The sequence below is a fragment of the Specibacter sp. BI4 genome, assembly GCF_056680095.1.
This window is the reverse complement of the sequence record NZ_CM155265.1, coordinates 1,287,308-1,299,944: the sequence shown is the minus strand read 5'-3', so window position 1 is coordinate 1,299,944 and position 12,637 is coordinate 1,287,308. Positions and strand designations below refer to the sequence as shown.

General features: G+C 63.9%; 12 protein-coding genes. 7 read left to right on the top strand and 5 right to left on the bottom strand.

What is annotated here, in order from left to right; all coding sequences use genetic code 11:
- Positions 1-143: 143 nt before the first annotated feature.
- The 3 genes from xseA to AC1L6K_RS06090 are packed head-to-tail and all read left to right on the top strand — an operon-like array spanning position 144 to position 2,567.
- The gene (gene xseA, locus AC1L6K_RS06100) at positions 144-1,439 is read left to right on the top strand and encodes an exodeoxyribonuclease VII large subunit (protein ID WP_480951821.1); all 1,296 of its coding nucleotides are present in this window, start codon (positions 144-146) and stop codon (positions 1,437-1,439) included.
- Positions 1,436-1,681 (top strand): exodeoxyribonuclease VII small subunit, encoded by a 246-nt coding sequence (locus AC1L6K_RS06095; protein WP_480951820.1) that lies wholly within the window; start codon positions 1,436-1,438, stop codon positions 1,679-1,681. The genes xseA and AC1L6K_RS06095 overlap by 4 nt, the downstream gene beginning before the upstream one ends.
- A 49-nt stretch (positions 1,682-1,730) precedes the next feature.
- On the top strand, positions 1,731-2,567 hold the full coding sequence (locus AC1L6K_RS06090) for a CE1 family esterase (protein WP_480951819.1): 837 nt from the start codon (positions 1,731-1,733) through the stop codon (positions 2,565-2,567).
- Positions 2,568-2,603: 36 nt separating this feature from the next.
- On the opposite strand, the gene AC1L6K_RS06085 is transcribed toward AC1L6K_RS06090, so the two are convergent.
- The 4 genes from AC1L6K_RS06085 to AC1L6K_RS06070 form a co-directional block, all read right to left on the bottom strand.
- Entirely contained in the window at positions 2,604-3,464 is an 861-nt protein-coding gene (locus AC1L6K_RS06085; protein WP_480951818.1) for a polyphosphate kinase 2 family protein, read from the bottom strand.
- 13 nt (positions 3,465-3,477) lie between these two features.
- Positions 3,478-4,695, bottom strand: a complete 1,218-nt coding sequence (locus AC1L6K_RS06080) for a pyridoxal phosphate-dependent aminotransferase (protein ID WP_480951817.1) — start codon at positions 4,693-4,695, stop codon at positions 3,478-3,480.
- A 66-nt stretch (positions 4,696-4,761) separates the two neighbouring features.
- Positions 4,762-5,724 carry a glycine betaine ABC transporter substrate-binding protein gene (locus AC1L6K_RS06075; protein WP_480951816.1) on the bottom strand — a complete coding sequence of 321 codons (963 nt, stop codon included), beginning with the start codon at positions 5,722-5,724 and terminating at the stop codon, positions 4,762-4,764.
- A 28-nt stretch (positions 5,725-5,752) separates the two neighbouring features.
- On the bottom strand, positions 5,753-7,657 hold the full coding sequence (locus tag AC1L6K_RS06070) for a glycoside hydrolase family 35 protein (protein WP_480951815.1): 1,905 nt from the start codon (positions 7,655-7,657) through the stop codon (positions 5,753-5,755).
- Positions 7,658-7,882: 225 nt separating this feature from the next.
- Between AC1L6K_RS06070 and AC1L6K_RS06065 the strand changes: the two genes are divergently transcribed.
- Positions 7,883-8,905 (top strand): LacI family DNA-binding transcriptional regulator, encoded by a 1,023-nt coding sequence (locus tag AC1L6K_RS06065; protein ID WP_480951814.1) that lies wholly within the window; start codon positions 7,883-7,885, stop codon positions 8,903-8,905.
- A 33-nt stretch (positions 8,906-8,938) separates the two neighbouring features.
- On the opposite strand, the gene AC1L6K_RS06060 is transcribed toward AC1L6K_RS06065, so the two are convergent.
- Positions 8,939-9,850, bottom strand: coding sequence for an N-acetylglucosamine kinase (locus tag AC1L6K_RS06060; RefSeq protein WP_480951813.1), 912 nt, complete (start codon positions 9,848-9,850; stop codon positions 8,939-8,941).
- A gap of 17 nt (positions 9,851-9,867) precedes the next feature.
- Here AC1L6K_RS06060 and AC1L6K_RS06055 point away from each other — a divergent pair, with 17 nt between their 5' ends.
- The 3 genes from AC1L6K_RS06055 to corA all read left to right on the top strand — a co-directional run bounded on the left by AC1L6K_RS06055 (position 9,868) and on the right by corA (position 12,622).
- Positions 9,868-10,923, top strand: coding sequence for a nitronate monooxygenase (locus tag AC1L6K_RS06055; RefSeq protein ID WP_480951812.1), 1,056 nt, complete (start codon positions 9,868-9,870; stop codon positions 10,921-10,923).
- A gap of 121 nt (positions 10,924-11,044) precedes the next feature.
- Positions 11,045-11,560, top strand: coding sequence for an Lrp/AsnC family transcriptional regulator (locus AC1L6K_RS06050; protein WP_480951811.1), 516 nt, complete (start codon positions 11,045-11,047; stop codon positions 11,558-11,560).
- Positions 11,561-11,626: 66 nt separating this feature from the next.
- Positions 11,627-12,622, top strand: a complete 996-nt coding sequence (corA, locus tag AC1L6K_RS06045; protein WP_480951810.1) for a magnesium/cobalt transporter CorA — start codon at positions 11,627-11,629, stop codon at positions 12,620-12,622.
- Positions 12,623-12,637 lie beyond the last annotated feature (15 nt).

The following is a 12,637-nucleotide window of genomic DNA, read 5'->3' as shown; positions in this document are numbered from 1 at the left end:
TGTGGATGGCGGTCCGCGGGTGTCAGTGCGTGAAGCTAGAGTTATTTCAAGGCCGTGCAGTGCGGCCCGGCCGGGCACCCAGGACCAAGCACCAACACTGGGACCCAAAACGAACACCCAAAGCAAAGGACGGCGGCACGGTTATGGCGGACACCCCGGAGCGGAAGGTCCTCGCACCAACGGCGGCGGAGACCACGCCTGACAACCCGTGGCCGCTGCAGCTGCTGAGCCAAAAGCTCAAGAGCCATATTGAAAAGGCCCCGCCCGCGTGGGTTGAGGCGCAGGTGATCGAGCTGAACAAGCGGGCAAATGTCAGCTACCTGACGTTGCGCGACATTGACGCTGAGGTTTCGTTGAGCGTCACCTTGTGGGGCTCCGTCCTGAACCGTTTGGAAGCACCTATCGAGCGCGGTTCCCGTGTGGTGGCCCAACTCAAACCTGATTTTTGGCTCAAGACCGGCCGCTTGTCCATGCAGGGACAGGACATCCGGCCCGTGGGCCTGGGCGACCTGCTGGCCCGCATCGAGCAATTGCGCCAGGCACTGGCCGCCGAGGGGCTCTTTGATCCCCGGCGCAAGAAACCCCTCCCCCTGCTGCCGCACAGGATCGGGCTGATCACCGGACGCAATTCAGATGCCATGAAGGACGTGCTGCGCAATGCCGCGCTGCGCTGGCCCGCCGTCGAATTTGAGGTCCGGGAGGTTGCCGTCCAGGGCGTCAACGCCGTGTCCGCGGTGATCGGCGCCCTGGCCGAGCTCGATGCCGATCCCCGCGTCGACGTCATCGTCATTGCCCGTGGCGGCGGCTCGCTCGAGGACCTGCTGGCGTTCAGCCACGAGTCCCTTGTCCGGGCCGTGTCCGCAGCACTGACCCCCGTGGTCAGCGCCATCGGCCACGAGGCTGACAGGCCGCTCCTGGATGAGGTGGCGGACCTGCGCGCCTCAACACCGACAGATGCCGCCAAACGGATTGTGCCCGACGTCGGGGACGAATTGCGCCGGGTGGACCAGGCCCGCACCCAGCTCAACCGCAGGATCCAGGGTCTTCTTGACCGCGAAACCGAGCGGCTTGCCTACCTGCGGACCCGCCCCGTGCTGGCCAATCCGATGGTCATGCTCACGGCCAGGTACGACGACGTCGCAGCCGCGCGCGGGCGGGCCCTGACGGCTGTGCGCACCCAGGTGGGCCGACACACGGACCAGCTGGTCCACCTGCGCGCCCAGGTCCGCGCCCTTTCCCCGCAAAAGACGCTTGACAGGGGGTATGCGGTCGTTCAGCTGGACGACAGCAGCATCGTCAGGCACCCCGAGCAGGTTGCCGTTGGTGCATCCCTGCGAATTCGTGTTGCCGGCGGCGACTTTACCGCCGCTGCAACCACGGGCCCCCACTCCACGTCCGGCGCCTCCCCCGCCACCACTTCAGCAAAGGATCCAGCATGAGCCCCGCCAATGCGCCCGCTTCACCCACTGACATCGCAGCACTGAGCTACGAACAGGCCCGTGAACAATTGATGAATGTCGTCAACCAGCTCGAGGCCGGCAGTTCCAGCCTCGAAGACTCGCTGGCTCTCTGGGAGCGCGGCGAGGCCTTGGCCAAACGCTGCGAAGAATGGTTGGAGGGAGCCAAGGCCCGCCTCGACGCCGCCCGGGCCAACGACGACCAAGCGCGCCCCGAACTGTAACTGCATTGTGAATCCGGCACCCTTAAACTGGCGCTGGAAAGTAAACGCGGTGAAGCAGCAAATCCTGGCCGGCGGCCGCAAACGAACGTTCCTGCTGGTCACGCACGGGCAGGCTGCGGCGGAGCAAGGAATCTCAGCGGTCCTGATTGTCCTGCACGGATCCAGCCAAACGGGGCAGTCCATGCGTTCCTTTGCCGGAAACAGTTTTGACCAGCTGGCGGCCACCGGCCGGGTGGCCGTTGTCTACCCGGATGGTCTGCAGAAACGATGGAACCACAACAAGCCGGACCTGGGTGCCACCAACGATGTTGCGTTCATGACAGCGCTGGCAGACCACTTCCATGCCAGATTCGGTCCGGTGCCGGTGATTGTGGCCGGTTTCTCCAATGGAGGACAGCTGGCCATCCGGCTGGTCCACGAGATTCCAGCAAAGATCCACGGAGCCGCCATCGTGGGAGCCACACTGCCGCGGCCGGGCGGACTGGCTTTTGCCGACAAGTCGCTGCCCCTGCCGGTGATGCTGGTCCATGGGACTGGCGACCTTGTGGTGCCCTACTGCGGCGAGGGGTGGTTCGCCAGTCTGCTTGGCGGCCGGCGCGGGCCGTCCACCCTTGACACAGCCAAATATTTCGCAGCCCGCAACAACATCACGGCCGAGCCGACAAGCGAGGTCCTGCCACACCGCAAGGAAAGCGGCAAAACCTCCGTCACACTCACCCGCTTCGAGCAGGACGCGCTGCCACCGGTGTGGCTGTACACGGTCGTTGGCGGCGGCCATGTGATTCCGAACCGCCATCGCAAGGCCGTTTTTGTTGCCGGCAGAACCACCCAGGACATCGGCACTGCCGAGGCCCTGGGCGATTTCTTTCCCGTTCTGCGCGGCTGACCGGGCCTTGGCAATGCCCCGTCGAAAAAACCTGGGCTAGATGACGGCGTCTTTCAGCCGCGCCCGTTCCTTGGCAAGGTCGTAATCGCCTGCCGGCCACTGCAGGTTCAGGCCGCCCAACGCCTTGATGAGGATTTCCTGGACTGCCATGCGGGCATACCATTTCTTGTCCGCCGGCACCACGTACCACGGCGCATGCTCGGTGCTGGTCTTGTCAAAAACATGCTGGTAGGCATCCATGTACTCGGGCCAGAACTTGCGTTCGTCCAGGTCGGTGGGACTGTACTTCCAGTATTTGGTGGGATCCTTCAGCCGCGCTGTGAGCCTTTGCAGCTGCTCGTCGGGGCTGATGTTCAGCATCACCTTCACGATGGTGGTGCCGGCTGCAACCAGTTCCGATTCAAACTCATTGATGGCTTCGTAGCGGCGTTCAAGTTCCCCGGCATCGGCCCAGCTGTGGACCCGGTGGATCAGCACGTCTTCGTAGTGGGATCTGTCGAACACGCCGAACATGCCGGGCGTGGGTGCGGCAGGGCGCACGCGCCACAGAAAATCGTGGGCTTTTTCCTCGTCTGTCGGCGCCTTGAAGGTTGTCAGTTTCACGCCCTGCGGGTCAACTGAACCCACCACATGCCCCACAATTCCCCCCTTGCCGGCTGTGTCCATGGCCTGAAGAATCAGCAGGACTGACTTCTTCCCGCCAAAGCGGCTTTCCGCGAAAAGCTGCTCCTGAAGCTGTGCGATCACCGGTGCCCGGGCAGCCAAGGTGTCGGCGCCGTCGGCCTTCTTGCCCGAAAATCCGGGGGACGCCTTGGTGGGCTGCTCCGCGAGGGAGAATCCGGGGCCGGCCGTCAGCAGCTCGGCCGGGTGGTCGGTAAATCCTACTGGCAATGACATGGTGGGCCTTTCCCTAGGGTTTGTACGTACTCAGGAATTCCGCAATCCTGCCGATGGCCTCTTCCAAGTCCAGGACGTTGGGCAGGGTCACCAGCCGGAAGTGATCCGGGCGGATCCAGTTGAACGCTGTGCCGTGTGAAATCAGGATCTTTTGGGATTCCAGCAGATCCAGGGCAAACTTCTCGTCGCTCTTGATCGGGTAAACCTCCGGGTCAAGCTTGGGGAACAGGTACAGCGCCCCCTTGGCCTGATTGGTGCTGACACCCGGGATCTCGTTGAGCATCCGGTAGGCGAGGTCCCGCTGTTCCTTCAGCCGGCCGCCGGGGAGGATCAAGTCCTCGATGCTTTGGTGCCCGCCCAAGGCTGTCTGGATGGCGTGCTGGCCGGGCACATTGGCGCACATGCGCATGTTGGCCAGCAGGTTAATGCCTTCAAGATAGTCCGCGGCACGCGCCTTGGGCCCTGAAATGGCGAGCCAGCCAGAGCGGTACCCGCAGATCCTGTAGGCCTTCGACAGGCCGCTGAACGTCATGCACAGCACGTCGTCGCCGGTGATCGCTGCGGTGTTGAGGTGTTCCGCACCGTCGTAGAGGATCTTCTCGTAAATCTCGTCCGAGAACACCACCAGGCCGTGCTTGCGGGCCAGGTCCACCATGGCCTGCACAATGTGGCGGGGGTAGACGGCGCCGGTGGGATTGTTGGGGTTGATGATCACCAGGCCCTTGGTCCTGGGCGTGATCTTCGATTCCAGGTCTTCCAGGTCCGGCCACCATTCGCTGTCCTCGTCGCACAGGTAGTGCACGGGACGTCCGCCGGCCAGGCTGACGGAGGCTGTCCACAGCGGATAGTCGGGGGTGGGGACCAGCACTTCGTCGCCAGTGTCCAGCAAGGCCATGAGGGACAGCGTGATCAGCTCACTGACGCCATTGCCCAGGTACACGTCATCGACGTGGATGTTGTGGATGCCGCGCGTTTGGTAATACTGCACGACGGCGGTCCGTGCCGAGAAGATGCCCCGGGAGTCGCTGTACCCCTGGGCATGCGGCAGATGGCGGATCATGTCGACCAGGATGGCGTCCGGCGCCTCAAATCCAAAAGGGGCCGGATTGCCAATGTTCAGTTTCAGGATCCGGTGGCCCTCGGACTCCAATTTTTGGGCCCGTTCCAGCACTGGCCCGCGGATGTCGTAGAGAACATTGTGAAGCTTGGTCGACTGCTTGAATTCTGCCATTTACCCAATATGGCACAGCTGCCGCGCGATTGCTTCCGCAACGTGCCCGCCGGCGCAGGCCAATGGCTAAGAACTGGCCTTGACCAGGCCTTGCTGCATCAGCCAGGCGGTTGCCACTCCGGACAAGTCACCGTAGTGGCGGTCCCGGGACAGCCGGTTGAGGTTGCTTAGTTCTTCGGTGCTCAAGGCGGCGCTGACCTTGTTCAGGACGGTCTGCACCTCGGCCGGCACAGTGTCCCCTGACACCAGCGGGACAACGTTTTGGCTCAAAAACAACTTCTTGGGATCTTCCAGCACCACCAGGGAGTTGTCCTCGATGGCGGGGGATGAATTGTGCATGCCGGCAACCTGGATGTTGTCACGCAGCAGTGACCACAAGATCCCCTCATCGCTGACGTCGAGGCTTGCCTGCAACGGGACATACTTCTTTGGCACGCAGTTGTAGTCGCTGCCCAGCCCGGGAAGGCCGCGCGCCTTGGTCTTGAATTCTGCCGAGCCGCCCATGGTCAGCTTGTCGCACACCTTGGCCAGGTCGGTGAGGCTCTTGAGCTTGTACTTCTCCGCGGTCAAGGCGGTGACAACCAGTGCGTCGCTTTCTTCGGCCTTCGTTGGCTCGAGCAGGACGATTCCGGCTGGCAGGCCAGTTTTCAGGCCGTCGATGACGTCGCTGGCGCCTGCCGCTGTCTCCGTGGGGGCAACCTCTGTCAGGGCAAGGCGGGAATACGCCAGAACAATGTCGATGCTGCCCGACTCCACGCTGGACACCAGCGCCCCGTGTTTGACCGGTGCATCCGCAACGGCGGCCTTGACGCCGGCGGCATTCAACGCAGCAGCGTATGCGTGCGCCAGCAGCTCGCCTTCCTGCTGGTTCACGCCGTCGGGCACTTCCGGTATTCCGACTGTGAGCGGCACGTCGCCCGGGGGCTGTGAGGCGCTGGGGATGTTGACAATCGGTTCCGGAGTGCAAGCCGTGGTTGTGCAGACCAGCAGCAGGGCCAGTCCCAGCGCGGCAAGAATGTTTCGACGCACCGTGGTCCTTTCCCAAATGCTGTTGCAGTTACCCCAAATCCTCAACATACGTTACCCCGGCACGACCCAAAAGGGGTTCTTCATGGAGTTCGGCAAGTATTCCGCCATGTTCCAATTCGAGCACTGCAACCTCGTTGACTCCTGCCTGGAGCAGCGGGCCGGGGACGTACAGCGTCACCTGCGGGCCCACTTCCCAGAGCCGTCCGAGCAGGAAACCATTGACCCAGACCATGCACTTGCCGAAGCCGGGCAGCGCCAGATAAGTGTCAGCGGCCTCAACGAGGTCCAGTTCCCCGTGGTAAAAACCGGGCCCCGTGGCGCCGTCTTCCGGAGCGCCGTCTTGCGGGGCACCGGCCGCAAGCAACTCCGGCAGCTGCCTGTCCAAATCGATGGCCCGCTGTTCCCAGTGAAAAACGTAGCGCTGGTTGACCAGGACGCCGTCGAGAATCCCCTTGCCCTGGCCAAAGCAGGGACCGTAGTTGATGCGGCCCTGGTTTTCAACGAGTATCTCAAGGGCTGCCAGTCCGCCGCCGGTTGTCACCTTGAGGCCGGCCGCACCGTTGGCGTCGGTCAGGACCCCTGCATAGCTGTTGTCGACCCACACGTAAGCCCTGTCGTGCAGGCCCCGAATCCTGATGGTGGCTTCGCCGGCGGGCAGGACCGCCCGGGAGCTGTAGTGCACGAGTCCGCGGTCAAGGCCCAGCTTTTCAAAGGACAGCGGCTTGACGCTTGAGGCAGCCTCAAAAGCCCGGGCAAAGTCCAGCAGCGGAGTCCCGCGGGTCAGGGCGAAAGTGCTGGCGGGGAGCACCGGTACGGGACTGGCCAAGTGTGCGGGGATGGGTGTCGGTTCCCGTCCCTCCGCTGCAAAGAACACCTCGCGCATGGCATGGAATTTCGCCGTCAACCGGCCGTCCTCCGCGATGGGGGCATCCGAGTCGTAGCTGGTGATGGTCGGCTGTATGGCGCCGTCGTGGTTTGCCCCGGAGAACAAGCCAAAGTTGGTGCCGCCGTGGGCCATGTAGAGACAGATCGAGCCGCCAACATCCAGAATTTTTCCGGCTTCTGCGGAGGCTTCGGCTGCGCTGCGGGTGTGGTGGTCTTCGCCCCAATGGTCAAACCAGCCGTTCCAGAATTCAACGTTGAAGAACGGCTCACCGGGACGCCGGCGCGTCCAGACGGCATCCGCTTCGGGACCGCGTGAGCCCAGGGTCGCCGTCGCCCAGATGTCTGGCAGGGTGCCGCCGTCGAGGAAATAATCCGTGCCGCCGTCGGCCGTGAACAAGATTTCGGTGATGCCGCGCTCAAGCAGGGCCCTGCGGTTCCAGCGCAGGTATTCCTTGTCGTCGCCGTAGCTGCCGTATTCGTTTTCAATCTGGACGGCAATCACGGGTCCGCCGTGGCGGGCCTGGAGTGGTTCGATGACAGGCAGCAGATGGTCGAACCACGCCTCAACCGCGGATGTGAACAACGGGTCGGACGAGCGCAGCACCATGTCGGGGTTGGAGATTGCCCAGGCCGGGAAGCCACCGTTGTCCCACTCGGCACAGATGTACGGACCGGGCCGGACGATGACATCCAGCCCGGACTCCCCCGCCAGGGTGATGAAGCGGGCAAGATCCTTCCAGCCGGTGAAATCAGGGGCGGCATCCCTGTACGGCTGGTGGAAATTCCAGGCCACGTAGGTGTCAAGGGTGTTGACGCCCAGCGCCACCAGCCGGTCGATCCTGTCCTGCCACTGATCCGGATGGACCCTGAAATAGTGGAGGGCACCGGCGATGATGCGGTGCGGCACACCATTTTTGAAGAGTTTCCTGTCGGCATAAGTCAGCGCCGGGGCGGTTGCCCCCGGGGCGGTTGCAGGACTTTCCGGGGCCTCGGGAAGCACGGAGGCATCAGGGACGGCTGCACCCTGCGGGATCGCGATCGTTGACAACTAAACTCCTGGCTTTGATTTCTCAGGCTGAAATATTCCCCAGGCTGACCACAGACATTCTGTTACGGATAACAATTCTAGTCGCACGGATCGCCGAATACGAAGCTGGCGCGCTGTCGCGGAAGGAATTCACGGTATGTTACAAGTAAACAAGTGAGCCCCGCGCCGGCCTGGCCCCAACAAGAGCGGCGCAGGCCCCGTTCCCAACCCACCCCAAGGAGCCGCATGAGTGCGAAGCAGTTCACCAGAGGACCTGCGATGCGGGACGTCGCAGCGGCGGCAGGCGTCTCGGCGCAGACAGTCTCCCGGGTGCTCAATGAGCACCCGAATGTCCAGGACAGCACACGGCGGCGGGTCCTGTCAGTGGTGGAGGAGCTTGGCTACCGCAGGAACAACACCGCCCGTGCACTCGTGACGGGCCGGTCCCACACCATCGGTGTCCTGACGCTGGCCACCAACAACTATTCACGGTCGTCGTTGGCCCTGGGTGTTGAACTGGGCGCCCGTGAAGCGGGCTATACGGTGAATTCAGTGACCTCCAGCCTCAGCGCCCAGGCCCTGACCGATGCCGTCAGCCGGCTCGTCCTCCAAGGCGTGGATGGCATTATCATCGCGGCGCCGCTGCAGGAGGCGGCAGCACAGGTCAACAAGATCACGGCGCGTATCCCCACCGTCAACACTGACGGCTCGTCCACGATGGGCGACAGGACCGTTGGCGTTGACCAGGACATCGCTGCCGTGCTGGCCACCCGGCACCTGTTGGAACTTGGCCACAAAACCGTGTGGCACGTGGCCGGACCGCTCGAATGGTCAGATGCGGCCAGCCGCCTCAACAGCTGGCGCCGGACCTTGCAGGAGGCCGACTGCGAGGTGCCGCCCGAGCTGCACGGCGACTGGAGCCCGGAATCCGGCTATCGCAACGGGCTCATCCTTGGCCGCATGCCCGATGTCACCGCAATTCTGGTGGCCAGCGACGAAATGGCGTTTGGCGTGCTCCGTGCGCTCACTGAGCTGGGCCGGCGAGTCCCCGAAGACGTTTCGGTGGTGGGCATCGACGACATTGATTTGGCTGCGTTCTCAAATCCGCCGCTGACAACCATCCGCCAGTCATTCGAGGAGACCGGCCGCCGCGCCGTGCAGCGCCTGGTGGCCCAGATCGCCCATCCCGAGATTCCCGGCGAGTCCGGGCTGGTGGCGCCAACCCTCGTCGTGCGCGCAAGCACCGCTCACCCGCCCGTGAACGCCTAGGCCGGGCACTTAAGCGCAGGGGCCCGATTGCAGTTATTTTTGGGTCTCGACAAGCAGCGGGATCCCAAAAATGGGGTCCCGCTGCAGGATTTGCACATCGTTCAGCCCCAGCGCTGCCAGCTCCGACGTGAAGGCAAGCTGCAAGGCGGGAACATTGCTGCCCATGCCGCTGCCCAACACGACGGGCCCCGCAAGGTTCAACTGGCCAGCCACCTTGGCAGCCATGGCGGCCAGGTCTTTGGCTGCCTGGTCGACCAAAGCCAGGGCGTGCACGTGGCCGCGCTCCGCAGCGGCAAAGACCACCGGTGAGGCAGCGGCCCAGTAGCGGCGCGTGGTGCCATGGTGAAAATGGGCGATCAGCTCACCGGGTTCGGCAAGCCGGCAATACTCCAACAGCGCCGCAGTCAACTCATCGACGGCTTCCGCGGAGTCCATCCGGCGCAGGCTGTAGCGGACTGCTTCACGGCCGAGCCAGTAGCCGCTGCCTTCATCGCCGAGCAGATATCCCCAACCCCCGGCGCGGGCTTCTTCCCCTGCCGCATTCACTCCCCAGGCGGCCGATCCCGTTCCCGCAATGACGGCGACGCCCGCGGTTGCTCCGGCTGCGGCGAGAAGCAGGCGGGTGTCGTGCACCACGCTCACCCGCGCACCCGGGACGAAAGGTGCGATGAGGCTGGCAAGGGCTGCAGCGTCGTCGTCCGTGTCAACGCCGCCGGCCCCGGCAAACACCTCGGTGGCCCCGGCGGAGTCCAGCCGTGCAAACAGGGCGGCCATGTTTTCGGCGGCTGTCTCCGGGCTCACATTCTGGACGTTGGTGCTGCCCACGCTGAAATCGGACGTGACGGCGCCGTCGGTCCACACGATGCCGCGGGTCTTCGAGCCGCCAATGTCGAGGCCGACGAAGCGCGCGGGTGACTTGGGTGCATTCAGGGGGTTTGTGTTCACGGATCTAGACTAGTGCCATGTTCATCACACCTTTGATCGCAGCACCCATGGCCGGTGGCACCACCACGGCGAACCTGGCCTTGGCCGCCCAGGGTGCCGGTGCATTCCCGTTCGCGGCAGGGGGCTACAAGACTGTCGAGCAGCTCGCCGCCCACATCGCGCCGTTGCGCGCCACAGGCAACGACTTTGGCGTGAACTTGTTTGTCCCGCGGACATCCCCGCCGGCACCGGCACAGTCAGCCGCCCTGGCCGCCTACCGCACGGAACTGCTGGCGGCGGCCGGCCGCTACGGGGCCGAGGTGCCCACTGCGGCGATGGCCGAAGACGATCCCCGCGTGCAGGATTTTTGGGCCGAGAAGATCGCGTTGCTGCTGTCAGACCCAGTCCCGATGGTGAGCTTTACCTTTGGCCTGGCTCCAGCCCCGGTAGTGGCACAGCTGCACCAGGTTGGCACCCGGGTGATTGCCTCGGTGACCAGTGCTGCCGAAGCCGTGGCCGCAGCCGCGACAGGCGTCGACGCACTCATGGTTCAACACACCAACGCCGGCGGCCACACGGCTGCGTTCCTGCCAGTGCCCGCACCACTGCAGGCTTCCGGCCGCGCCGCGGCACCGGCAGCCACACTTGCCCAATTGCTTGCCGAGGTTCGTGCTTCCGTGGGGCTGCCGCTGGTGGGCGCCGGCGGCATTTCACGCCCCGAGGACGCCAAGGCGGCCTTGAGCGCAGGCGCCGAAGCCGTGGCGATTGGCACCGCGCTGATCCGCACGGATGAAAGCGGCGCCCGGCCCTCGCACAAGGACGCATTGGCAGATCCGGCCTACACCCGGACCGCCATGACACGGGCCTTTACCGGCAAGCCCGCCCGGGCACTCGTCAACGACTTTGTCCGGGACCACTCGGATTCGGCGCCGCACGCCTATCCCGAAGTGCATTTCCTGACGGCTCCCCTGCGTGCAGCCGCCTCGGCCGCGCACGACCCCCGCGCCTTGAACCTCTGGGCGGGCACCGGCTGGAAGTCGGCCGGCAGCGGCCCGGCAGCAGCCGTAATTGAGGGCTTCCTGCGCGAGCTTTAGTTCCACGGGCCGCTTACGAATGCCTGCACGGGTCAATTATTCGGTAATTTGCTAGTATGGCGAACTAACGGAGGCCTTTAAGGCGTCGTTTCGGTAGACATTGTGAATCTTGGAGGATCCCATGGCTTCAACTGCGAAGAACGTTCGGCGCGACACTGCCCAGGCCCAGTCGTCGCCCGGCCCCCTTGACGCCGTCGACCGCCAAATCATTGACACGCTGGTGGCCGATGCCCGGATCACCAACCGGGACCTGGCCGACACTGTGGGCATCGCCCCTTCCACCGCCCTGATGCGCACTCGGGCGCTCATGGAACGCGGGGCCATCGAGGGGTTTGAGGCGAAGCTGAACCTGGCGTCGATCGGCCGCGCGGTGCAGGCCCTGATCGCTGTGCGGCTGCGCGCACATGACAGGGACCAGATCGACACCTTTACGGCCCGTGTTCCGCTGCTTCCCGAGGTGCTTTCCACGTTCCACACCTCAGGCTCCGTGGACTACCTGCTGCACATTGCCGTCCGCGACACCGATGCCCTGCGCGACTGGGTCCTGGACAACCTGACGACCGACCCCGTGGTGGGGCACACCGAAACCACGCTTGTGTTCAAGCACATTCCGGGGCACACAGGCCCGCTGGACTAGACGCCTGCGGCAGGCGCGTCGGAGGCGGAGCGCACTTTTCCGCCCCGCTTCGCCCATAATGGGCAGGTGACCATCATTGACAATGCCGTGTACGTCGACGGCAAGCGATTCGCCACCCCGTCCAGCCTCGATCAGACCTACGAGGTGATGGATGCCTGCAACGGGATGGCCTGGATCGGCATGTTCCGCCCGGACGTGGCTGAGATGACGTCCCTGGCCGCCGAGTTTTCGCTCCATGAACTCGCGGTTGAAGACACCATCATGGCGCACCAGCGCCCCAAGCTGGAGAGGTACGACGACGTCCTCTTCACAGTGCTCCGGCCCGCCAGATACATCGATGAAAACGAGACAGTCGAGTTCGGCGAGCTGCACATCTTCACCGGCAAGGACTTTGTCATCACCATCCGCCAGGCCGAAACGCCCGGCCTGTCCTCCACCCGCACCCGTTTGGAGGCGCACCCGGAATTGCTGGCCATGGGTCCGGAGGCGGTGCTGTACGCGATCATGGACCAGGTGGTTGACGACTACCAGCCGGTGGTCAACGGCCTGGAAAACGACATCGACGAAATCGAGGACCAGCTCTTCGCCGGGGACCCCCACGTCTCCCGCCGCATCTACCAGCTCTCCCGTGAGGTCATCCAATTCCAGCGGGCCATCCATCCCCTGCACGACATTCTTGCCAGGCTCAAGGCCGGCTTCGACAAATACCAGGTTGATGTTGAGCTCCAACGGTACCTGCGCGACGTTGAAGACCACGTCGAATCGGTGACGGCCCGTGCGGATTCGTTCCGCCAGCTGTTGCAAAACGCGCTAACTGTTGACGGCACACTGACAACCAACCGGCAAAACGAGGCCAGTGCAGCCGAAAACCGACAGATGAAAAAGATCTCCTCCTGGGCGGCCATCCTGTTCGCCCCATCCTTTGTGGGGTCCGTCTACGGCATGAACTTTGACATCATGCCGGAACTGCACTGGGCGTTTGGCTACCCGTTCGCCCTGGCCTTGATGTTCCTTGTGGGCCTGTCCATGTACCTGATCTTCAAAAAGAAGTCCTGGCTCTAGACCCCGATCCCCGGC

Coding starts and splice junctions, on each gene's coding strand:
- xseA (WP_480951821.1), top strand. CDS start 144: ATGGCGGACACCCCGGAGCGGAAGGTCCTCGCACCAACGGCGGCGGAG.
- AC1L6K_RS06095 (WP_480951820.1), top strand. CDS start 1,436: ATGAGCCCCGCCAATGCGCCCGCTTCACCCACTGACATCGCAGCACTG.
- AC1L6K_RS06085 (WP_480951818.1), bottom strand. CDS start 3,464: ATGTCATTGCCAGTAGGATTTACCGACCACCCGGCCGAGCTGCTGACG.
- AC1L6K_RS06080 (WP_480951817.1), bottom strand. CDS start 4,695: ATGGCAGAATTCAAGCAGTCGACCAAGCTTCACAATGTTCTCTACGAC.
- AC1L6K_RS06065 (WP_480951814.1), top strand. CDS start 7,883: ATGAGTGCGAAGCAGTTCACCAGAGGACCTGCGATGCGGGACGTCGCA.
- AC1L6K_RS06055 (WP_480951812.1), top strand. CDS start 9,868: ATGTTCATCACACCTTTGATCGCAGCACCCATGGCCGGTGGCACCACC.
- AC1L6K_RS06050 (WP_480951811.1), top strand. CDS start 11,045: ATGGCTTCAACTGCGAAGAACGTTCGGCGCGACACTGCCCAGGCCCAG.